Here is a 20,729-nt window from a genome sequence, read left to right as displayed (position 1 = left end):
TGAAGCTATCATGAGAAATCCTATGCTATTTTTTCATTTTTACTTTACAAAGCCCTACAAACAGGCATAATTATTTTTAAATGTAATATAATTATAACGTAAATCTTTATAATTTCAAAAAAGGAGGGGTGTAGATGTGGAATTATAAACTTAAAAAAATATCCGTTTTATCGGTTTTTAAATTTACTTTAATTTACGGAATTGTGATAGGCCTAATTCTGGGACTTATTGGTGGCTTATTTGGTGGACTTTTTGCAAGCAGTTTTGGAGCTTTTGGCGCAGGAATAATTGGCGGCCTCATTGGCGGAATAGTTTATGGCATAATTTTTTCTATAGTTAGTGCTTTTGGAGCATGGCTTTTCAATGTAGTTTCTGGCTGGATTGATGGTATTGACATACTAGTAGAGAAAAAATAGAAAAAAATTATTAAAACTGTATTGCACTGTGAAAAAAATGTGATATAATATTTCTTAGTTAAAATTTAATAATGATTTAGTGGGAAGGCAAGGGCGTCTTCAAATGGGTAGTGACACCCTATTTGAGTGCGCCCTTAATTTATTAGAGGAGGAAGATTATGGGTAAAAAATATAGCAAAGAGGATGTTTTAAAACTGGCAAATGAGTATGGAGTGGAATATGTACATCTTCAATTCAGTGACATCTTTGGGGTCATGAAAAATGTTTCTATCCCAGTAGAAGAACTAAATAAAGCTCTCAACAATGAAATTATGTTTGACGGTTCTTCAATTGACGGTTTTGTCAGAATTGAAGAATCGGACATGTATTTAAGACCAGACCCTGATACTTTTGTGGTCTTTCCATGGAGGACAAACTCAGGGGTAGAAGCGAGGCTTATATGTGACATTTACAATTACGATGGGACTCCTTTTGAGGGAGACCCCAGGTATGTTTTAAAAAGAAATTTAGAAGAAGCAAAAAAATTAGGGTATCAGTTTAATGTAGGTCCTGAATGTGAGTTTTATCTCTTTTTGACAGATGAAAAAGGTAACTTCACGACGGTAACACAAGATAACGCAAGTTATTTTGATATGGCACCTGTAGATTTAGGAGAAAGTGCGAGAAAAGAAATGGTATCAACTTTAAAACAATTAGGCTTTCAAATTGAAGCATCCCATCACGAGGTAGGGCCTGGACAGCATGAGATAGATTTTAAATACGACGATGCGTTAACTACTGCTGACAATGTGATGACTTTTAAAATGGTGGTAAGAATTATTGCTCAAAAACATGGGTTGCACGCTACCTTTATGCCCAAGCCGGTTTTTGGCATTGCAGGGTCTGGAATGCATATGAACATGTCACTAACAAAAGATGGTAAAAATGCTTTTTATGACCCTTCTGACCCTCTAGGGTTAAGTAAAGTATGTTATAACTATATAGGAGGAATTATAAAACATGCAAAAGCTATGACAGCTATTACTAATCCTATTGTTAATTCTTATAAGCGACTAGTTTCAGGCTATGAAGCTCCTGTAAATATTGCCTGGTCTGCAAGAAACAGAAGCCCTTTAATACGAATTCCTGCCAAAAGAGGGGAGTCTACAAGGATAGAACTTAGAAGTCCTGATCCAACCAGCAATCCTTATCTTGCTTTGGCTGTTGCATTGGCAGCAGGATTAGATGGTATAAAGAATAATATAACACCGCCACCACCTGTAAATGCAAATATATATCATATGAATAAAGAAGAATTAGAAAGCTTAGGAATTGAAAGACTGCCAGGTTCTTTAGAAGAAGCTTTAAACGAGTTAGAAAAGGATGAAGTTATAAAAAAAGCATTAGGCAATCATGTGTATACAAAATTTTTGGAGGCTAAAAGAGCAGAATGGGATGAGTACAAAATATACGTTACTCAGTGGGAACTAGATCAATATCTTTCTAAATTCTAAGTTAAATTAGAGGTGTCTCGATGGGCCAATGGCGAATTGTTTTAGCAGACAGCAGTGATTTGTCACGGCAGTTTATAAAAAATGTATTGTTGGCAAATGGACATCTAGTTTATGAAGCGAGAGATGGCGGAAGCGCTATAAGGCTTTGTCGCGCTCTCGCTCCTGATTTAGTTATAGCGGATTTGAATCTTGCCAATATAAATGGCTATGAAGTGGGACGTATTATAAATGAAGATGACATAGCACCTGTAATTTTGATGACTTCTACTCTTCAAAGAGATTTTCTTGATGAAATAAGAAAATATTCTGTATTTTCTTATTTATTAAAACCAGTAGATAGAGGGGTACTTTTGTCGACAGTTGAATTTGTGATAGAAAATTACAAAAAGTTTAGGAACATGAAAGAGGAAATTCAAAAATTAAAGCATGAACTTGAAGCTAGGAAAAAGATTGAAAAGGCAAAAGGATATATTATGAAAGCTAAAGGATTAAGCGAAGATGAAGCTTATAAAATTATGAGAAAGATGAGCATGGATTTGTCTATTCCAATGGAGATAATAGCTGAAATGATATTACAAGAATATAAAGAATAAGATGGGTGAGACCGCCTCTTTTATTCTTCAAACATGCTTTTTTTTACTATTTTTTTATCTTTTATCATGAATACTCCTTTTGCAATAACAGAATGAATATTTAAATTGCCATCTAATACTACTATATCCCCGTCTGATTTTTCTTTGATACACCCTTTGTTTGGATATAAATTCAACACTTTTGCTACATTTTCTGTTATTATTTTAATTGCCTGTTCTATTGGCAGTATTCCTTCCACTATAACTTCTCTTAAATCGCGGTATAGAGTTTGTGTGCTTCCTACCATAACCTTAACTAATCGCTTATTTTCATCAAATACAGGAATGCTACCATTGCTATCAGAGCTCATAGTAACTTTTTCTATAGGTAATTTGCTTTCTACGATTTTTTTAATTGCTTCTTTTGGAGTTAAAGCAGTTTTTGTATGGGCGTCCGGCTTTATATCAGAAGTAAGGTCAATTACGCCACCCATTTCTATAAATTTTAATCCTTGTTCAAACAAACGTCCTATTCTGTTTATATGAGTAGGAACAAATTGTGTAATAGGTATTTCAGCGTTTTCTACTATTTCAAACAAGGGAGATAATCCTCTTATTCCATCTCCAACATGCAGGTGAACTATTCCAGGTTTACCCCCTAAAAGACCTCCAACTCTTGCTTCTGCAGCAAGTTTTGTCAAATCTTCAATAGTTGGCTGTGCAGACCTGTGATCCGAAATGGCGATTTCTCCAGTACCTATTACTTTGTCGATTAAAACTAAGTCTGACCTTACACTTCCTGTTAAAGTGCGTGTAGGAAGTTCATAAGCACCGGTATATATGTAAGTAGTTATACCTTCTTGCTCCAAAGATCTTGCTTTTGCAAGAAGAGAAGCCATGCTTCTGGTTATTCCATCTGCTCCCAAGAGGCCTACAACTGTAGTTATTCCACCTTTTGTAATATCAGATAGAGTTATTTCAGGTGTCCTTGTGACTGGTCCTCCTTCTCCACCGCCTCCTGCGATGTGGACGTGCTGGTCAATGAAACCTGGAACTATGGTAAAGCCTTGTAAATCTACAATTTCTACATTTCCAAATTCCTTTATAGGTTTTATTTCATCAGCAATTTTTATTATTTTTCCATTGCAGATTAAAATATCTTTTCTACCTAAAGGCTGAGGAGAGTAAACTTCTCCACCTTTTAAAAGTAAAAACATGATCTCACCTCATTTGGTTTCTTTATATTATTTTTTCTTCCAATCTATTATAATACATTTTAAAATTAGAAAGAATTTTTGTCATAATAATGGTATAATAATTGTAGCGATACAATTTTGTGAGGGATGGATATGAATAAAATAACAATTGATAAAAGTAAAAATGTGCCTTTATATATTCAGTTATACAGTCAAATAAAGAGATTTATAGAGAATGGCAGCCTGCCAAGTGGATATAAACTTCCCACTATAAGAAGCCTTGCAAAGGAGTTGGGGGTAAACAATATTACAGTGATAAATGCTTATAAGCTTTTAGAACAAAATGGGTATGTATATACTAAGGTGGGAAGCGGTACTTATGTCTGTGAAGATATAAAAAAAGAGGAGGACCTTGATGAAAGCTTTAAATTAACAGACCAAGGAGAAATTCCATTAAAGAAAGGAATTATAAATTTTGCTTCTTCCTCTTTAAATCCAGAGCTTTTTCCAGTGGAGGATTTTGGCGATTTAATCAATAGAGTATTGAGAAGAGATGGAGGATATGCTTTTGAGTATCAAGACACGAGAGGATATAAACCATTAAGAGAATCTATAAAAGAATTTGTAAAAAAAGATGAAATATTTACTGATGTTGAAAATATACAAGTAATTTCTGGGGGACAGCAAGGTATAGATGTAGTATCAAAAGCGTTAATAAATTTTGAAGATAGCATAATTGTTGAAAGACCCACTTATTCGTGGGCTTTAGCCTCTTTTGAATCGAGAGGAGCAGAGATTTTAGAAGTAGATTTAGAAAAAGATGGAATAAATTTAGAGGAATTGGAGGATAAGTTAAGGAAATTTAAGCCAAAGTTCGTATATACAATACCTAATTTTCATAATCCTACCGGCATTGTATACAGTGAGGAAAAAAAGAAGAAACTGATAGAGTTGGCAGAAAAATATGAAACTTATATTTTAGAAGACGATTTTGCCAGTGATTTAAGCTTTACTGAAGAAAAGATATTGCCACTTAAAGCTTATGATAAATATGACAGAGTCATTTATATAAAAAGCTTCTCAAAAATATACATGCCGGGTTTGAGGTTAGGTTTTATAATTGCTCCACAAAGGCTAGTAAGCAGTTTCCTAAAAGCAAAATATGTGACAGATTTATCTACTTCAGGTTTGATGCAAAGAGCCTTTGATTTATATCTTAGAGAAAATATTTGGAAAAATCATATTGAGGAAATAAAGCAAGTAATGAAAAAACGGTTTGAAAATATGGGTAATGGACTTCAGATGTTAAAAAATTATGTAGAATTTGAATATCCTAAAGGAGGTTTTTACTACTGGTTAAGGCTTAAAAACAATATTTCTGCTAAAAATTTGTATTCTAAATGTTTAGAGAGAAATTTACTTATAGTTCCAGGGGATATGTTTTTTGCAATAAAAAAAGAGACCAATTTTATGAGATTAAGTTTTGCCTCTTGTGAGTTGGAGGAGATAGATAAGGGGGTAGATATACTGAAAGAGGTTTTAGAAGGAGAATCTAATGAAAACGGAATATATCTTCCTATAATATAAAAAAGGCCGTAAGATGGCCTTTTTATTTTGTTTGGTCAGTTTTTTTGCTAAAATCCGAAGGAGAAGACTTTGTCATTTTAGACTTTCCTTCAAAAATAGCTCCTTCTTCAATTATCAAGTTTTGTACTTCTATATCTCCATAAAGTTTTCCACTAGAAGTAAGTTGTAGCTGGCCTTTGGCAAATATATTTCCCTTTACTTCGCCTGAAATAATTATATTATCAGTTTTTATATTAGCTTCTATCTTTGCTGACTCACCTATTACAACATTTCCTTTTGTTTCTATTTGACCTGTAAAATTGCCATCTATCCTTAAAGTTCCTTCTGATTTAATTGTGCCTTCAAAAGCTGAATTTTTTCCTATGACGGTGTCAATTTTGTCTGGATTAACTTCTACAATTTGTTCTTTTTTTTGAAACATATCAATTCTCCTTTGCGAGATATTTCATTGGATTTACAGGATTGCCATTTACTCTAATCTCAAAGTGAACATGAGGGCCACTGCTTCTTCCGGTATTCCCTGACTTTGCTATTATGTCGCCTCTTTTTACACTTTGGCCTACTCTGACAAGAATTTCAGAATTATGACCATATACGGACTGAATCCCATACCCATGGTCTATGATTACTACCTTACCATATCCTGATAACCATCCTGCATATATAACTACACCTTTTCCAGCGGCTTTTACTGGAGTTCCTGTAGGTACAGATATGTCCATTCCGGCGTGAAATTCAGTTCCAGAGCCAAAAGGAGACTTTCTTGTTCCAAAAAGGGAGGTTACTGTACCATATACTGGATAAGCACTGGGTATTGAATTTAGATAATCAAGTCGGGCTGCTACTTTTGAAATAAGGTCTTGTAAATCTTGTGTTTTTTGATCTATTTGTGAAATAAGCTCGGCAGTTGTTTCATTATCGTAGGAAATGTTAGCATCGGATCTAATGCCTCTTGATATACTGCCACGGCTTGTAGTAGGAGTTGATAATCCAACCATGCGTCTTATTTTTTCTTCTAATTCGTTTAAGCCTTTAATTTTTTCATTGACCAGTTGAGCATTTTTGTCTAAAGTAGCTATTTTTTTGTCTTGTTCTTCTATAAGGGAAGTTAATTGCTCGATTTTTTTTTCTTTTTCCGCTATCACACTGTATAAATAAAAAGTTGTTTTACTAAAATAAACTAAAAAAGCTGTAGCAGCCATAATTATTGAAAAAGCTACTATTACTACTGTTTTTATAAGGGGAATAGAGATTTTAAAGTTTTTGATTTGCTGAGTTGAATCAGGAATAATCATAATATTGAGATATTTATCTTTTCTCTTTTTCATTTGTACCTCCACCCTAAAAAATGGACAACTATATTTATTCTATACAAATGTATCAAAATCCTGCTAAAAAATCAAATTTTAAATTTTTATAATGTTATGATAAATTCTTTTTTAGTTTGGGTAGTAATGTGGCTTTTATCTTTGTTAGTTTCTTAGTCGGAGAAACAGTTATAGGTATAAAATAATCGATGTGGAGAATACTACTATTTGAATGAATCACAGGAGGTGTTGAGATGGGAAAAAGAATTGCAGTAGAAAGTCAGCTTTCCAATATTAAAGATTATTTAAAGCAAAAAGGATATGAGGTTGTAGAATTAAAAGAAACTCTTTCAGAAAAAAGTGATTTAAATGCCTATGATGCTATAGTCATAACGGGGCAAAGTAGAAATATGTTAGGCATAGATGATGTTTTGACAAATGTTTCGGTAATAGATGCGACGGGGATGACTCCTTTTGATGTAGAAGAAAGTATAAAAAGATTATAAGTTATAGGTGGTGATTCTGTAGTGAGTACTGAGCAATTGAAAGCTGTAGGAAGAAGTTGTGAGGATTTTGAGTTAGATCCATCTCGCTATGGAAATAATTTGACTATGTCTGTATCTTTACAAGAAAGAAGCTGCGAAATATGTCGACATTGGGATGGGAACAAGAAAATTTGCCGAATAGGAGTTTTTGACGAAGTTTTATCAAGCCCTGATCAAACATAGAATTTTGAAATTTTAAAAGGATTTTTTTAATAATAAATGGGTAAGTGCGGGACTGAAAATAATGGAAAAATGCGAGAGGAAAAACTCTCGCATTTTTTGTTTTATTGCGACAAAGAATTAACGTAAAAATCTGTTGTTTTGGGTTCAAAAGGGTGAGTATGGGTTGTTGCCGTAAGAAAGGGGAGAAAGTAATATAGAACGCTACAAGGGTTGCAGCGACACAACTTATAACAGCTTTGTGGAGTATAGGGAAGGTTTTAAAAAAGGAAATGGAATAGGAAACTTTATATTGACATAAATACTTGTTTTGATATTATAAAAAACAGGTAAAGCATTGGAGACAATTGAAGAGAAAGACATAATATTAGAATAAAGGTGATTTTGTGGATAGAATAAAACAGTATTTTAAAGCGAAAAGGGCCAAAATTTATGAAAAAGACTATAAATTTTTAATGAATTTTTTAAACGATAAAGAGTTAGAATACTTTAATAAATTGCCTGTTTATGAAAAGAGACATTCTTTAGATGTGTGCTATTATCTAATTGATAAATACAGGATAAAGGAGCATGACCTTTTAAAGGCCGCTATTTTTCATGATATTGGGAAAATAAAAGCAGAAATTACTCCTTTCAAAAAAGCAATAGCGGTTATTTTTAATAAATTCCCTTTTTTAGTTAATTTTTTAGAAAGGTACTTTTATTTTCTAAAAATATATAATAACCATACAGAATATAGTGCACAAATCTGTAAAGAAATTGGGCTAAATGAAAGAATAATACACATCGTAAAGCATCATCATGACAAAATTCCTAAAGACGAAGACATTATAAAACTTCAAGAAGCAGATGGAAGAAATTAAAGATAGAGTTTTTCTCTATCTTTAATCGTTTATATGTATAAACCTATAAATTACCCTTTTATCCCATCCCAAATCAAAGGGAACATGGTATCTATCAGAAGTGTGAGTGTTCACAACAGGTATCCCCATAGAATCAAAGCCTGTAACTACTCCAAAGTGAACTATTTCTCCTTTTTCTTCATAGCAGATTAGGTCTCCTTTTTCAATTTCTGCTATAGCTCCTTTTGGATGCTGTTCAGTAGCTTTTACCATATCTATATAATATCCTTTTGCAATTAATTTACCTTTCCCTGTATAAATGAGATAGTTAAAAAGAGAGGGTGCTTGTGCCCAGGCAGTGGAGGAGTCTTTTCCGTCAAAGAACCATACATAATCCATAGGAAGTCCTCCACCTTCGTGTAATACTTGGGAAACGAAATTAGTACAGTCTCCCCCTATTCCGTTATAATCTCTGTATTTTGGATTATATTCATAATTATTACCACTTCCCCAAGCGGCTCCTGCGTATTTATCGGCATAAGCTACTGCTCCTTCCCTGTCATATTTACCTTTCTTTTCAGGTTTTTTTTCTTCTTCGGTTTGTGGGTTTGAGGAAGCAGGAGCAATTTCAGGAAGTATTCCTTCGGCGGGAGAAGCGTCTATATAAGCTGAATCTTCATCAAGGGGGTCATAATACCAATCTCTTCTTATAAGCCATTTTTCATCGACTTTTACAAGTTGTATTGAATGCCTTATACCTAGTCCCATATAATTTATTATATCGCTTTTTGCATTGTAGGCATAACCCATTTTCATAGTTTCTACAAGATACACCCAAATTGAACTTTCGCCAGCTTTTATGCTTTTTATCCTGTAAAAGGACTCTGCTTCTGTGAACTTAAGATTTCTCTTTTCTGACCATCCTTTAACATATTCAATTCTTCTTCTTTCATGGTCCAATGCCCATTTGCCATATGTAGATGATATATCGTAAAAACCTTCTATTTCTTTTAAGTCACCACTTAATAGTACACTTCCTCTTTTTTTAAAAAATTCATCTAATACTGGTTTTATCTCTTCTTTGTTTTCAGAAACTGTCTGCACGGTTTTATTAAAAAAAGATACAGAAAAATAAGTTAAAAAAATTAATGTCAGTAAAAGACCAATTGGTTTATGATATTTTTTGATATCCAATTGCTCTCCTCCTCGCTAATGTAATTCAAAATAATAATATGAAGGTTATAAGTTTTTTAATACTATATTTATTGGTAAATTTTGAGCAATTTTATGTTATAATAAAAAAGTGAGAAAATGGAGGTGTGAAACTTGATAGAATTAAAAAGTGTTTCAAAATCTTATAACATCAGTATATCAGCAATATTCACCATTGCTTTGGTTGTTTTTGCGCAAAAAATGTATTTTAAAGTAGTGATTTCAGGGCAGGAAGTTGAGGCCTAGTTTGAATGGGAAAATCCACAAAAGGCTATGAAGGGGAATTTAAATGTACTTTTTAAATAGTAACTATTTTCTTGATAGGTTGTATGTTTGGAATGGTTTTGTTTCTTAAAAGGTTTTACGTTAGTGAGGTGATAATTAGCTTGATAGTAGAGACTTTGCTTATTTTGTTAAATATTGTGGCTATTTAATGGCAAAAAATTTTGTAAAAAGATTATATAAAGGAGAATAGGTGAGGAAAAATGAGTAAAAAAGCCTTGATAGGATTGATTGTTATTGGATTGATAATTGTAACTTCAATAGTATCAATGTTAGTTTCAATGCCACAACAGGATAAAGGCGTGGCTACTGCTTCAAATACCATAGGTGTTATAATGATTGAGGGAGTTATAGGGCAGACAACAAACATATTAGGAATTCCACAAAATGTAAACGACCCAGTTGAACAGATAAGAAAAGCTCAAGAAGACAATGCTGTAAGAGCAGTTGTGGTTAAAATAAATAGTCCAGGAGGTTCTGCAGCAAAATCAATAGAGATTTATAAAGAGCTTAAAAAGCTAAAAAAAACTGGTAAAAAAATTATAGTTTCAATGGGAGATGCTGCTGCTTCAGGGGGATACATGGTGGCTTCTGCAGGGGACATAATAGTGGCAAATCCTGCTACTATAACTGGAAGCATTGGCGTTATAATGCAATACACTAACTACGAAGGGTTGTATGACAAATTGGGCTTAAAAGAAATAACGATAAAAAGTGGCCCTTATAAAGACATAGGTTCACCCACAAGAGATTTAACTCCTGAAGAGAAAAAGATATTGCGGGGAGTTATAGAAGATACTTTTCAGCAATTTTTAGAGATTGTATCTGAAGGGAGAAAAATGCCAATAGATAAAGTAAAAGAATTAGCAGATGGAAGAATATTTACAGGAAGGCAGGCACTTAAAGTTGGTCTTGTGGATAAACTGGGGGATTTTTATGACGCTGTAGATATCGCCGCAAAAGAGTCAGGTATACAAGGTAAGCCTGTATTAAAATATTACGCTACTCCAACTCCATTGAGTATACTTTTTGGAAGCGGTGCAAAAAGCAATTTAGAAGACATAGGAGTTGAAATATTAAGGCTTTTGTTTATTGATAAATACAGTCTGAATTATAAGTAATAACTTTAAAGGATAGTTTACAAATCTCACCTTGAGGAGTGTATGGTATGACTAGATGTTTTGTATTATTTGTTATGTGAGGGGAAGTAAATGTTTTATAAAGTAGATGGTATTTTCTATGATAAAAAAAAGCTAAAAGAGTTTGTTAATAAGTATAATATTTCACTAATATTGATATTTGGCTCCTATGCAAAGGGAAGAGCCCGTGAATCAAGCGATTTAGACATTGGAATAAAATTTGATAAAAATATAGATATGAATCTGTATAGCTCAATATTAAGAGAACTTGTAGAAATTTTCAACAGGGAAGACATTGACGTTGTAGTTTTAAACTATGCTGATCCACTTTTGCGTTTTGAAATTATAGCTAGTTGTAAAGTGCTGTATCAAGCTTATTCTGAAGCATATATAGATTTTTATTTGTATTCTGTCAAAAGTTATGATGATGTAAAAAAGTTAAGAAAATTGGAAGAAAATTATTTAAAAAAGGGGATAAAAAATGAATTACAAAGATGTCATCCGCCGCAAATTGATAAGTCTTTCTAATTATATAAAACAACTTTTACCAGTAACTGAATATACCTATGAAGAATACGTGAGTAATTACTTCATTTACTACACTGGTGAAAGACTAATACAGCTTATAATAGAGACTTGCATGGATATAAATTCTTTAATTATAGAATACGAAGGACTAAAACCTCCCAAAAGTTATTATGAATCTTTTGTAATACTTGGGAATAAAAAGATTTTACCTGATAAAGTTGCAAAACAGCTTGCCTCTTTTACAGGCATGAGAAATAGAATTGTTCACCAATATGAAGATGTAAACCACAAAATAATTTTTGAAAATTATAAAAATCTTATAGAGCTGGTTAACGAGTATATTGATGTTGTAACTGAATTTATGGAAGGGCTTGATGAGTAAATTTTTCATGAAGACCTGTGCATAAAGATGGGGCATAAAAATGGTACACTATATTTGCGCTGAGGGTATAAAAGCCTTGAGAGATTTAGATTGGGAAGCTTGTTTAAGATTTTATCTTGAAAAGTTCGCTTAGTTATAGAAAAATATTAATCATCAAAGAGGAGTAAATAATCCTTAATAATTTAAAAACTACACAGGATTCGGAAATTTTGAATCCTGCGTAGTTTTATCAAAATGGATGCATGTATATCCAAGAGGTTACTCTTCTGTTTACTTCTTCCCATTTTATATTGTCCATAAAAGCATTTATATAGCTTTTTTTGTCAGTGCCATAATCTATAAAATAGGCGTGTTCATAAGTGTCGAGGACGAGAAGAGGTACACTTCTTGACACTATACCGTGGTTATGAAGGTCTTGAAGGTAGTTGTGAAGTTTTAAGTCTATAGGGTCAAAACAAAGTACAGTCCAACCGCGGGAGGCCATTCCACAAGCTATGAAGTCCTGTTTCCAGTTTTCGAAGGAGCCAAAGTCAAGTGTAATCATTGATGCTATTATGTCATCTGGGGTACCACCTGGTCCTCCTAAGTTTTCAAAATACAGTTCGTGGAGTTTGACTCCATCTAAATTATAGGTTTCTTCTAATTTGAGTTCTCTGTATTTGCTATAACTGGCATTTGCTTTTGAACGGTCGGCTGTTTTTAGTTTTTCACGTATTTCATTTGTTTTATCTACATATCTGTTGTATAATTTGTAATGCTCTTCAAGAGTTCTTTGGGATATTCCCCTCAACATCAAGTTATATTTTTTTGCTACAAGCTTATCCATACTATTATGCCTCCTTTTGCATATCTAATTTTAATATATGTGAAGATATATGTCATTGGTACACATAAAATTTTAATAGATGCAAAATGTCAACTATTCACACATTTGCTTACAAAATCTGATACAGATATATCTATGATACTACACTTTCCTTAAATTAAAATGTGTTATAATGATACTTGGATAAGGTTTAGGAGGTGTGGCAAATGGATTTAAATGAAATTTCAAGGCAAACCGCTGAGGTTGTAGAAGAGTTATTGAAAATAGCGAATTTGAGACCGGGAAGCCTTTTTGTTTTAGGAGGAAGTACAAGTGAAATATTGGGTAAGAAAGTGGGAACTGCAGGAAGTCTTGATGTGGCAAAAGCAGTAATGGACCCGATTCTGCAGGCAATTCATAAAAAAGGACTTTACCTTGCAGTACAAGGTTGTGAGCACATAAACAGGGCACTTTTGTTGGAAGAAGAGGCACAAGAAAAATACGGCCTTGAAGTGGTAAATGTTATTCCTCATGAGCATGCTGGTGGGTCTTTGCAGACATATGCCTATGAACAGTATAAAAATCCTGTGATGGTAGAGAATTTAAAAGGATTAGGTCATGCAGGTCTTGACATTGGGCTTGTTCTCATAGGAATGCATTTAAGACCTGTTGTAGTTCCTGTAAGATTGAGTCGCAATAAAATAGGGGAGGCAACAATTGTTGCAGCAAGGACGAGGCCTAAGTTAATAGGTGGAGAAAGGGCAAGATATAAAAAAATGTAGCAATATAGAACTGCTAGAAATTACTAGCAGTTCTATATATTTCAGAGGTTAAGAAGGGGGTCTTAAGTAAACTTTTTTATAATATTTATATTATATATTCTACATAATTTTATTGCAAAGATAAATCCTAAGGATTTGGTAGAAAAAAGAGCAATATTAAGTATTATTGAAAAATATTAGAAAATCATTGGGTATTTTATCCTAAAAAGGCGATTTTGAAAAAAAAAGACTTGTATATATTTGATTAATTTTTTGATGAATGTTATTCTAAAAATGGAGAGTGTAAGGTAATTTTCTAGGAATTTCAAGAAAAAAAGGGGGATAGTATAATGAAAAACAAAAGGAGTGTTAAAAACAAGTGACTTAACTTTGCTACTGTGGTTTACCACAGTGGCAAAGTTAATATGTGGAAGGGGGGAAATTATATTGCCTGCTGTTTTAAAAACCGAATTTATTAAGCTTTTTAGAAGAAAAGAGTTTAACATGGTGTTGACATTAGAGATTGTGTTAATTTGTACTCTTTTTGACTTAAGGACTTTGACTTACTATAAGGCTCCTACTTCGGAGTTGCCTTCTGCTTATCAAATGTGGATAGGATATATTAATTCTAATGTCCGTTTCATAGACTTTAGTTATATAGGAGATATATACTATCTTTTTTTTCTCACGCTACCTGCTAGCATAGTATTTGCAGATACATATCTAGAAGATAAAAAAGGAAATGTACTTAACTTCATTATTACACGCTGTGATAAAAGTTTATATGTTTTAAGTAAAGGTATTGTAGTCTTTTTTTCGGGTTTTATTATAATTTTTTTGCCTTTATTATTGGATCAACTTCTTTACATAATTGCTTTTCCTTTATATGCGATTTCTGAAGTAAATGCCGGTAACCCTGTTTATGATAAGTATTATCTTACACAGATCTATTTTAAAAACCTGCATACCTTGAATCCCTATTTACATAACCTGTTATACATTTTTTTAGATGGTTTTTTTGGTGGTACAATCGCAGTACTTTCTTATGCTGTATCATTTTTTAAGAAAGTAAACAGATATATAGTTGTTGTTTTACCTACAATCTTATTTCTTACTCAAAATTTTATATTTGCCCTATTAGGGAAGACGAATTATTGTTTGAGCTATTATTTAAATGTTTCTCCCAGCATAGGAGGATTAGATTATAAGGCATTTGGGTACTCAATACTAGGAGTGTTGATAGCAAGTCTGTTTATGATTGTATTAAATGCGAGAGGGGAAGAGATTTAAAGTTGTGGTTTTATAAAATGCTGTTTTCAATAGGCAGGAAGAAGCGTATAATAGTTTATCTAATGGTATTATTCTTTAATATACAAATATCAATACTTGCAAGTGAGCAAATAGAACTAATAAATAGTCTCTATATAAAAAATATCTACACACCTTTTTCTCGCTTAATCTATTTTGCTTTGTATTATGTACCGCTTTTCCTCATAAGTATAAGCGATGAAGATATACTAAATCATTCTTTAATATTGACAAGGCTAAAAAGTATAGATATGTGGTGGAAAGAAAAAGTTAAATTACTTTTAATGGATACAATGTTATATGTCATTTTCCTTGAGCTTCCTATAATTATAATGGCTGTAATACATATTGGAGTGACGCAAATTGTGGGAGTAAAAAATATTGCATTTATGGTTGGTGATTTTATAATAAAATACATTATTTTCTTCATAATTGGAATTAGCCATGTAATATCCTCATTTATCAGTAAAAAGCAATATATAGGTTTTTTGGTCGGTTACTTTATAGGTGGGTTTGATTATATATTGACGCTTTTTCACTTAGATGGTTATGCTATGACCACTACAGGAATGTTAGTAGAGTTTATAGTCTCTTTTGATTTGCCTACAGGGAATTTTTTATTTTTATCCTCAGTATACTCTGGTTATTTGGTATTTTTATCTTTGTTTTTATTGTTCATAAGTAAAGAAATTTTAAGAAAAATGGATCTACAAAGAGGTGATTTAAAATAAAAAAATTAATTATATTTATTGTAGCTGTAATAGTTGGAACTTTATCTTCTTTAATTTGGCTTCATAACATGACATTTTTGGCTGATAAACCTTCAGTAGAACTGCTAGTAATATTTATTCCCAACTTCTTGTCCTATCCTGAAGGGAAGCTAACTTTTGACTTGATATCTTTTCTTATTTATATTGTTCCTAGGTTATATATTTTCATCGCTTTTGGAGATTTTTTCTATGAGGACTTTAGAATAAGTTCAGTTTATGTTTTTACGAGAAAGGACAATAGGGTAAGATGGTTTATAGATAAGCTATTTCAGATATCGAAAGATTTGGTCTTCTACTTTGTTATTATTACTGTGACTGTTGTTATAGCTGCTCTTGTTAATAATTTACCTGTACTATCTGTACAACATTTTTTATTGGTATGTACTGTAAGCGTTGTTTTGAATGTGATAGTTATACTAATAGTTATTTTGTTAACAAATATATTGTCTTTATACATAATGAATGCTGAAGTATCTCTTTTTATAACTTTACTTGTGTATACTTTTATGTACTTTCCAGCTTTTATTAAACTAAGTGATTCATTGCAACATTTATTGATAAAAATCAATCCTGTGTTACAAGCAGTGTTAGTGTGGCATAATGACGGTTTTTTGCAAAAATATCTTAAACCTTTGGATGCTCCTGTAATACCGGGATTTAACTTTTATTGGTCTTTACTTATATTAGGGATGTATTTGGTTTTGATTATTTTGGCAGGAATAAAAATGATAAAAACGGTTGAGATAATTGATAGGAAATAATTGAAAATTAGGGGGATTATGGATGATAGCTGTGAAAATACATAATTTAACTAAAATAATCGGAGGGAAAACAATATTAGATAATATAAACTTGGAACTTGAAAAAGGAAAAATATATGGTTTTTTTGGAAGGAATGCTTCTGGTAAAACAATGTTATTTAGAGCTATCTGTGGTCTTATAAGACCTACTCGCGGTGAGGTTAAGGTATTTGGCAAAAAAATTGGAGAAGATGTTTCATTTCCTGAAAGCTTAGGTTTAATAATAGAAAATGTAGGTTTTTGGGAGCAGTGGACAGGGTTTCAGAATTTAAAATTTTTAGCTTCCATAAAAAATATTATTACAGACGAAGATATTAAAACTGCCATAAAAAGAGTAGGACTTGACCCTAATGATAAAAGATCTTACAAAAAATACTCTCTTGGCATGAAGCAACGGCTTGGTATAGCACAGGCGATAATGGAGAAACCCCAACTTCTTGTACTGGATGAACCCACTAACTCTCTTGATGAAGAAGGCATTAAACTAGTAAGAAATATATTGCTGGAAGAGAAAGAAAGAGGAGCGACAATCCTCATTGCCAGTCATATCAAAGAAGATATAGAAATTTTAAGTGATGAGAAGTTTAAAGTAGAGGCCGGAAGGGTGTATCTTGTAGGGAGTGTAATTAAAGATGAATAAAATATATGTCATTGTTATAGTCATCACTATTATTATAGCGGTGATTGTTGGGGGTATAGTTCGTGCTTCTTTTGTTGATACTCAAAAAATTAGTTTGGATGATTTAATGGAGTATAAGGCAATGGGAGGACCGTGGTTTTATGAGAAAAATTTCTCATTTTCAGACTTGGTAGAGGATTCAGAAGTTATAGTTAAAGGAACAGCTCTTGAAAGAGAATTCTTACATCTAAGTACTCTGGTGGGGTTTAGAGTAGTTTCTGTTTACAAAGGGAATGATAGTTTAAAAAATAAAACTATATATATTTTTGAACCATCTTTTTTTAACTTTAAAAATAAGTTTTTTATTATTCACAATGGATATAATTTTATGAAATATGGAGATGAATACATTTTGTTTTTAAAGAAATGGCCATACCTTGAATATATGAAATATAATCCATTTTATAAAAACAAAGACATATATATGTTGACGCACAATGGTGGTATTGATAAATACAACACAAATAATGTCTTTTTTGATAAAATTCTCTCTTCAGAACAAGAATATTATTATAGGGAGATAGAAGAGTATGAAGTTATTGCCTATAGTAAAGACGAATTAAACAGGTATAATGAAATTAAAAAACAAATTTTAGAAAAGTTTTTAAATATCAACAAATGATTTAGAAGCTCTTTGATTTACCTTTGCAGACAAACTATAAGGCACGGAAAGACCGTGCCTTTAAATTATATTTTATCTAATTGTAGGTATCTCACGATTACTGCTGCTGCCTGTGCTCTTGTTAGATGGCCTTGTGGGTGAAAATAACCGCCTGAGCCGTTCATAATTTTAAGGCCTGTAATTATTGCTACGTATCCAATCATGTTATTAGGTATTTTATCTTTGTCTTTAAAGCTTATTGTGTATATATTTGGAATGTCGGCTATATAACCTACTCCTAAGCTTTTCACAAGAAGCTTTGCTACTTCTTGCCTTGTCATTATAGCATCAGGATTCTTTTCTTTTTCTGTTATAATTTTCTTGTTTATAGCTATGCTGTAGTAGGTGTCATAATCATCTGGGGATTTTGGTATCGGGTCATAATAAGGAGGCTGTATTGCTTTTATTAACATTTTTATGAAGTCTTTTTGAAGTATGTTCTTATCTGGGTAATATTTATCTTCTTTAGTGTCAATAATGCCATATTGTACTAAAAGTTTTATATCTTTTTCTGCCCAGTTGCCCTCTATGTCTGTGAAAATAGTTTCTGATTTTTTTACTACAGGTTTTCCATTGGAATCTATAATTTGGCCAGTTTTTGCGTCTATATAGTTGTAGAAATTTGATTGATAAGCAAGTCGTATGGTTGGCGGTTTATCTGGAGATTTATGGTCATAGTCTGGAATGTACGTTAATATAAATTCAGAGTTGTCAAACATTATCTTATAAGCTTCATCAAGGCTTATTATGTTTTCTAGGGAAGGTAACTTTACAGAAGTCCAATTTATTGAGTATCCAACTATTTCACCCGTATATGGGCTTACGTTAACATTTATTGTGTTAAAAGAGCACAAAATTCCATTTGCTACTTCTACATATCTGAAAGGATATGTCGGCATTTTAATCATTTTAGAATCTTCGGGAAGATTTACCTCTTGATATTCTGTTTTACTGAACTTATCAGGAACTGTTTTTTTAAGGTATTCTTCGGCGATTTTTTTCATTTGCTCTTTAGTGTATGAAGATTGTTTTCCTTGCACATTATCTATATCAGGACTGCCCTTGTTAAAAGATTTAAGTTCACCTGTGACAGCGTCAACTGTAGCATATACATAGTAATATTTATCTTCTTTGTTTAAGGTCCAGTTAAAAGACCACACAGGATTAGATTTAGCAGGAGGATAATCATAACCAGTATATAAGTTTGCGTTAGTTAACTTGTAATCGCTTATTGAAAAAGGAAGGCTTTTTTCCACTATTTCAATAGCTTTATCTTTTGATATATATTTTTCTGAGGCTTCGATTGCTTTTTGTTCTTCCGGAGAGAGTTTTTGTGAGATTTCTCTTCCTGCGTCGCTACCTCCGCCTCCACCGCCATACATTGGTATATAGTAATATTCATTTGTTTTTGCTTCTCCTGTAATAGCATCAATAGGAGCGTTTTGGTATATACCATAAACTAGTATTACTTGAGGTTCATTACCGTACACTTGGTTGTAAACTAAGTTGTATTGAAGTTTTAAACCTATTTTTTCTTTAAATATTTTTATAGCTTCATCTTTAGATATTGCGGCTTTAGGGTCAGGGAAGGAATAATCTTCCCAACTTAGTGAGTAAGAGGTAACTTTTAAAGTGTTTTTGTTTACTGTGACGTATAGGGCGTTGTATGGGAAAGGCATACCGTTTACTACTCTTTCAAACGTGAAGTTATAATCGTAAGAATAGTATTCATTGTAACCATAGTTATTATTGTTAATTTGTTCTTTTGTTTGTTTAAATTTTTCAGGAGCTACTTTTTGTAAGAATTCAATTGCCACTTTTTTTGCTTCATCCCGGGTATATTTTGGGATTTTAGGCTGTTCTTGCGCAATGGGGCTCCAACTGTAATAGTTGGTAATTTCACCGGTGTCACCATCAATTGTGACGCTTATATCGCCTTTAGTTGAAGAGCTCCACATAAGGTTCCAGAATTTCTTATTATTGTATTCATAATAGTTGGAATTAAAGTCATAGCCGCTGTTACTTATGTCGAGTTTTTCTTTTGCTATCTCAATTGCCTGCTTTAAACTTATCTTTGTATCAGCTTGTGCCAATGCCATGTTTGATGGCATCATAAGTGCAAACAGGAAAACAAGGACAATAACAAGAGATGTAAATTTTTTCATAAAAAACCTCCTTTTTTAGTATCTTTTTCTGGTTAGACGTAAATAAATCGAAAAAGTTCCTGAAAAGATAAAGAAAATTACCTTTCTTTTAAAATATTCCATATAGCAGGGTCTTCTTGACCTAATCGCCAAATTGCTATTCCTGATAGTTTGTATCTGTCTACAAGAGCTAATTTTGCAGAAAAACTTCTTGAATCTTCAAACCAAACTGTATGGGTTTTTCCGTCTAAAACGTAGGTATAAGTGGACTCTTGTGCTGTTTCATCATATATTACAGTTACTCCAAGATTTCGAGCTAAAGTTACAGCCTGTTCATATGTGAGGGTGCGAGGATAGTTTATTCCTTCTGTCCAGTCGTAGCCATATACTGCCATTCCTAGCCATATTTTTTCAGGTGGAATAACTGTTACGGCATAATTTAAAACATTTGTGACAAAGCCTATAGAAGCAATAGGCCCTGGCTGTGAGAAGTGTTCATCGTATGCGAGAATGTATATCTGGTCTGCATTTTGAGCGATAAAGGAATATTGAAAAGCACCTGAAAAAGGATGCTGAGGGTTATCACTTAATTCTGCTGGCACTGATATTGTAACAATTTTTCCTACCGCTTTTAAGGAAGTATAAAGGTTTTCTAAAAAAGTGTTTAAATTTGACCTGTCTTCAGGGGGAACAAACTCAAAATCTATATTTATACCGGGGTAATTGTTTGCAACTGCCATATCTCTAATACTTGCAATTAAAGTATCTCTCAAAGTGGTAGAGGATAATAAGTCGTGTATTAGTTGTGACTTTTTTGGGTCCGAATAATTGTGGATTATAGGATAAAGAGGCAAATTGTTATCAGAGGCGATTTTTTTGACTTCATTTGAAGACATGTCGGCTAAGGTTCCATCTTCTTTTACTCCATACCAAAAAGGAATGAGAGTTGTTATGTCTTTTGCATGGGCTTTTAAGTCATCAACAGCGCCGGGAGCTATATCAAAATACCATTTGTTATCCATTATTACCACCTCCAAAGATATTTTTTATAAAAATTTTTTATTTTGACTTTATACTTTCATAATATGTATAATGTTTTATAGAGTGAAGTAAAGGAGGC

The 20,729-nt window shown here is 32.5% G+C and carries 24 protein-coding genes; 17 read left to right on the top strand and 7 right to left on the bottom strand.

The features are described 5' to 3' along the window. Positions 1-134: 134 nt before the first annotated feature. The 3 genes from I4N53_RS07535 (at position 135) to I4N53_RS07525 (ending at position 2,502) form a co-directional block, all read left to right on the top strand. Positions 135-416 (top strand): hypothetical protein, encoded by a 282-nt coding sequence (locus I4N53_RS07535; RefSeq protein ID WP_012994867.1) that lies wholly within the window; start codon positions 135-137, stop codon positions 414-416. A gap of 158 nt (positions 417-574) precedes the next feature. Further along, positions 575-1,909 carry a type I glutamate--ammonia ligase gene (gene glnA / locus I4N53_RS07530; RefSeq protein ID WP_214495964.1) on the top strand — a complete coding sequence of 445 codons (1,335 nt, stop codon included), beginning with the start codon at positions 575-577 and terminating at the stop codon, positions 1,907-1,909. 20 nt (positions 1,910-1,929) lie between these two features. Next, positions 1,930-2,502: an ANTAR domain-containing response regulator gene (locus I4N53_RS07525; RefSeq protein WP_214495963.1), complete on the top strand. Its 573-nt coding sequence runs from the start codon at positions 1,930-1,932 to the stop codon at positions 2,500-2,502. 20 nt (positions 2,503-2,522) lie between these two features. On the opposite strand, the gene iadA is transcribed toward I4N53_RS07525, so the two are convergent. After that, positions 2,523-3,698, bottom strand: a complete 1,176-nt coding sequence (gene iadA / locus I4N53_RS07520) for a beta-aspartyl-peptidase (RefSeq protein ID WP_029687999.1) — start codon at positions 3,696-3,698, stop codon at positions 2,523-2,525. A gap of 132 nt (positions 3,699-3,830) precedes the next feature. Here iadA and I4N53_RS07515 point away from each other — a divergent pair, with 132 nt between their 5' ends. Continuing rightward, the gene (locus tag I4N53_RS07515; protein ID WP_013150087.1) at positions 3,831-5,264 is read left to right on the top strand and encodes a PLP-dependent aminotransferase family protein; all 1,434 of its coding nucleotides are present in this window, start codon (positions 3,831-3,833) and stop codon (positions 5,262-5,264) included. 22 nt (positions 5,265-5,286) lie between these two features. Here the strand turns inward: I4N53_RS07515 and I4N53_RS07510 are convergent, their stop codons facing one another. Together I4N53_RS07510 and I4N53_RS07505 are read right to left on the bottom strand one after the other, a co-directional pair. Beyond that, a complete protein-coding gene (locus tag I4N53_RS07510; RefSeq protein WP_214495962.1) occupies positions 5,287-5,685 on the bottom strand; it encodes a polymer-forming cytoskeletal protein in 399 nt (132 codons plus the stop codon). 1 nt (position 5,686) lies between these two features. Beyond that, complete coding sequence (locus I4N53_RS07505; protein WP_214495961.1) at positions 5,687-6,592, bottom strand: M23 family metallopeptidase; 906 nt, start codon at positions 6,590-6,592, stop codon at positions 5,687-5,689. 233 nt (positions 6,593-6,825) lie between these two features. Here I4N53_RS07505 and I4N53_RS07500 point away from each other — a divergent pair, with 233 nt between their 5' ends. The 3 genes from I4N53_RS07500 to I4N53_RS07490 all read left to right on the top strand — a co-directional run bounded on the left by I4N53_RS07500 (position 6,826) and on the right by I4N53_RS07490 (position 8,159). Next, the gene (locus I4N53_RS07500; RefSeq protein ID WP_013150090.1) at positions 6,826-7,077 is read left to right on the top strand and encodes a YkuS family protein; all 252 of its coding nucleotides are present in this window, start codon (positions 6,826-6,828) and stop codon (positions 7,075-7,077) included. Positions 7,078-7,098: 21 nt separating this feature from the next. Then, positions 7,099-7,299, top strand: coding sequence for a hypothetical protein (locus I4N53_RS07495; RefSeq protein WP_214495960.1), 201 nt, complete (start codon positions 7,099-7,101; stop codon positions 7,297-7,299). 383 nt (positions 7,300-7,682) lie between these two features. Next, positions 7,683-8,159 (top strand): HDIG domain-containing metalloprotein, encoded by a 477-nt coding sequence (locus tag I4N53_RS07490; RefSeq protein WP_013150092.1) that lies wholly within the window; start codon positions 7,683-7,685, stop codon positions 8,157-8,159. Between the two features lie 21 nt (positions 8,160-8,180). On the opposite strand, the gene I4N53_RS07485 is transcribed toward I4N53_RS07490, so the two are convergent. After that, entirely contained in the window at positions 8,181-9,332 is a 1,152-nt protein-coding gene (locus I4N53_RS07485; protein ID WP_012994877.1) for an amidase domain-containing protein, read from the bottom strand. A gap of 132 nt (positions 9,333-9,464) precedes the next feature. Between I4N53_RS07485 and I4N53_RS12415 the strand changes: the two genes are divergently transcribed. The 4 genes from I4N53_RS12415 to I4N53_RS07470 all read left to right on the top strand — a co-directional run bounded on the left by I4N53_RS12415 (position 9,465) and on the right by I4N53_RS07470 (position 11,681). Further along, positions 9,465-9,596, top strand: coding sequence for a hypothetical protein (locus I4N53_RS12415; protein ID WP_255549781.1), 132 nt, complete (start codon positions 9,465-9,467; stop codon positions 9,594-9,596). Between the two features lie 239 nt (positions 9,597-9,835). Further along, the gene (sppA, locus tag I4N53_RS07480; RefSeq protein ID WP_214495959.1) at positions 9,836-10,753 is read left to right on the top strand and encodes a signal peptide peptidase SppA; all 918 of its coding nucleotides are present in this window, start codon (positions 9,836-9,838) and stop codon (positions 10,751-10,753) included. Between the two features lie 90 nt (positions 10,754-10,843). Beyond that, a complete protein-coding gene (locus I4N53_RS07475) occupies positions 10,844-11,299 on the top strand; it encodes a nucleotidyltransferase domain-containing protein (RefSeq protein ID WP_214495958.1) in 456 nt (151 codons plus the stop codon). Beyond that, positions 11,253-11,681, top strand: a complete 429-nt coding sequence (locus I4N53_RS07470) for a DUF86 domain-containing protein (protein WP_214495957.1) — start codon at positions 11,253-11,255, stop codon at positions 11,679-11,681. Before I4N53_RS07475 ends, I4N53_RS07470 begins: the two co-directional genes overlap by 47 nt. 229 nt (positions 11,682-11,910) lie before the next feature. Here I4N53_RS07470 and I4N53_RS07465 read toward each other — a convergent pair whose 3' ends face one another. Then, on the bottom strand, positions 11,911-12,507 hold the full coding sequence (locus tag I4N53_RS07465; RefSeq protein ID WP_013150096.1) for a superoxide dismutase: 597 nt from the start codon (positions 12,505-12,507) through the stop codon (positions 11,911-11,913). 206 nt (positions 12,508-12,713) lie between these two features. Between I4N53_RS07465 and I4N53_RS07460 the strand changes: the two genes are divergently transcribed. From I4N53_RS07460 to I4N53_RS07435, 6 genes are all read left to right on the top strand, one after another. Continuing rightward, the gene (locus I4N53_RS07460; RefSeq protein ID WP_013150097.1) at positions 12,714-13,268 is read left to right on the top strand and encodes a TIGR01440 family protein; all 555 of its coding nucleotides are present in this window, start codon (positions 12,714-12,716) and stop codon (positions 13,266-13,268) included. A gap of 426 nt (positions 13,269-13,694) precedes the next feature. Next, positions 13,695-14,537 carry a hypothetical protein gene (locus tag I4N53_RS07455; RefSeq protein ID WP_013150098.1) on the top strand — a complete coding sequence of 281 codons (843 nt, stop codon included), beginning with the start codon at positions 13,695-13,697 and terminating at the stop codon, positions 14,535-14,537. A 17-nt stretch (positions 14,538-14,554) separates the two neighbouring features. Beyond that, a complete protein-coding gene (locus tag I4N53_RS07450) occupies positions 14,555-15,286 on the top strand; it encodes a hypothetical protein (protein WP_157629577.1) in 732 nt (243 codons plus the stop codon). Between the two features lie 68 nt (positions 15,287-15,354). Next, a complete protein-coding gene (locus I4N53_RS07445) occupies positions 15,355-16,086 on the top strand; it encodes a hypothetical protein (RefSeq protein ID WP_214495956.1) in 732 nt (243 codons plus the stop codon). Between the two features lie 22 nt (positions 16,087-16,108). Next, positions 16,109-16,765, top strand: coding sequence for an ABC transporter ATP-binding protein (locus I4N53_RS07440; protein WP_013150101.1), 657 nt, complete (start codon positions 16,109-16,111; stop codon positions 16,763-16,765). Then, on the top strand, positions 16,758-17,426 hold the full coding sequence (locus I4N53_RS07435) for a hypothetical protein (RefSeq protein WP_214495955.1): 669 nt from the start codon (positions 16,758-16,760) through the stop codon (positions 17,424-17,426). The genes I4N53_RS07440 and I4N53_RS07435 overlap by 8 nt, the downstream gene beginning before the upstream one ends. A gap of 65 nt (positions 17,427-17,491) precedes the next feature. Here I4N53_RS07435 and I4N53_RS07430 read toward each other — a convergent pair whose 3' ends face one another. Both I4N53_RS07430 and I4N53_RS07425 read right to left on the bottom strand, forming a co-directional pair. After that, entirely contained in the window at positions 17,492-19,630 is a 2,139-nt protein-coding gene (locus I4N53_RS07430) for an S-layer homology domain-containing protein (RefSeq protein ID WP_013150103.1), read from the bottom strand. A gap of 77 nt (positions 19,631-19,707) precedes the next feature. Next, positions 19,708-20,631 carry a glycosyl hydrolase family 18 protein gene (locus I4N53_RS07425; protein WP_012994888.1) on the bottom strand — a complete coding sequence of 308 codons (924 nt, stop codon included), beginning with the start codon at positions 20,629-20,631 and terminating at the stop codon, positions 19,708-19,710. Positions 20,632-20,729: the final 98 nt, after the last annotated feature.

It is taken from the genome of Thermoanaerobacter sp. CM-CNRG TB177 (assembly GCF_018588165.1).
GTDB classification, from domain to species: Bacteria; Bacillota; Thermoanaerobacteria; order Thermoanaerobacterales; family Thermoanaerobacteraceae; genus Thermoanaerobacter; species Thermoanaerobacter thermocopriae.
The sequence above is the reverse complement of the archived record's forward strand: the minus strand, read 5'-3'. Positions and strand labels throughout refer to the sequence as shown.

What these genes read in the sequence shown, in the direction of transcription:
- I4N53_RS07535 (WP_012994867.1), top strand. Translation starts at nt 135, where the DNA reads ATGTGGAATTATAAACTTAAAAAAATATCCGTTTTATCGGTTTTTAAA.
- glnA (WP_214495964.1), top strand. Translation starts at nt 575, where the DNA reads ATGGGTAAAAAATATAGCAAAGAGGATGTTTTAAAACTGGCAAATGAG.
- I4N53_RS07525 (WP_214495963.1), top strand. Translation starts at nt 1,930, where the DNA reads ATGGGCCAATGGCGAATTGTTTTAGCAGACAGCAGTGATTTGTCACGG.
- iadA (WP_029687999.1), bottom strand. Translation starts at nt 3,698, where the DNA reads ATGTTTTTACTTTTAAAAGGTGGAGAAGTTTACTCTCCTCAGCCTTTA.
- I4N53_RS07515 (WP_013150087.1), top strand. Translation starts at nt 3,831, where the DNA reads ATGAATAAAATAACAATTGATAAAAGTAAAAATGTGCCTTTATATATT.
- I4N53_RS07510 (WP_214495962.1), bottom strand. Translation starts at nt 5,685, where the DNA reads ATGTTTCAAAAAAAAGAACAAATTGTAGAAGTTAATCCAGACAAAATT.
- I4N53_RS07505 (WP_214495961.1), bottom strand. Translation starts at nt 6,592, where the DNA reads ATGAAAAAGAGAAAAGATAAATATCTCAATATTATGATTATTCCTGAT.
- I4N53_RS07500 (WP_013150090.1), top strand. Translation starts at nt 6,826, where the DNA reads ATGGGAAAAAGAATTGCAGTAGAAAGTCAGCTTTCCAATATTAAAGAT.
- sppA (WP_214495959.1), top strand. Translation starts at nt 9,836, where the DNA reads ATGAGTAAAAAAGCCTTGATAGGATTGATTGTTATTGGATTGATAATT.
- I4N53_RS07475 (WP_214495958.1), top strand. Translation starts at nt 10,844, where the DNA reads ATGTTTTATAAAGTAGATGGTATTTTCTATGATAAAAAAAAGCTAAAA.
- I4N53_RS07470 (WP_214495957.1), top strand. Translation starts at nt 11,253, where the DNA reads ATGAATTACAAAGATGTCATCCGCCGCAAATTGATAAGTCTTTCTAAT.
- I4N53_RS07465 (WP_013150096.1), bottom strand. Translation starts at nt 12,507, where the DNA reads ATGGATAAGCTTGTAGCAAAAAAATATAACTTGATGTTGAGGGGAATA.
- I4N53_RS07460 (WP_013150097.1), top strand. Translation starts at nt 12,714, where the DNA reads ATGGATTTAAATGAAATTTCAAGGCAAACCGCTGAGGTTGTAGAAGAG.
- I4N53_RS07450 (WP_157629577.1), top strand. Translation starts at nt 14,555, where the DNA reads ATGCTGTTTTCAATAGGCAGGAAGAAGCGTATAATAGTTTATCTAATG.
- I4N53_RS07445 (WP_214495956.1), top strand. Translation starts at nt 15,355, where the DNA reads ATGACATTTTTGGCTGATAAACCTTCAGTAGAACTGCTAGTAATATTT.
- I4N53_RS07440 (WP_013150101.1), top strand. Translation starts at nt 16,109, where the DNA reads ATGATAGCTGTGAAAATACATAATTTAACTAAAATAATCGGAGGGAAA.
- I4N53_RS07435 (WP_214495955.1), top strand. Translation starts at nt 16,758, where the DNA reads ATGAATAAAATATATGTCATTGTTATAGTCATCACTATTATTATAGCG.
- I4N53_RS07430 (WP_013150103.1), bottom strand. Translation starts at nt 19,630, where the DNA reads ATGAAAAAATTTACATCTCTTGTTATTGTCCTTGTTTTCCTGTTTGCA.
- I4N53_RS07425 (WP_012994888.1), bottom strand. Translation starts at nt 20,631, where the DNA reads ATGGATAACAAATGGTATTTTGATATAGCTCCCGGCGCTGTTGATGAC.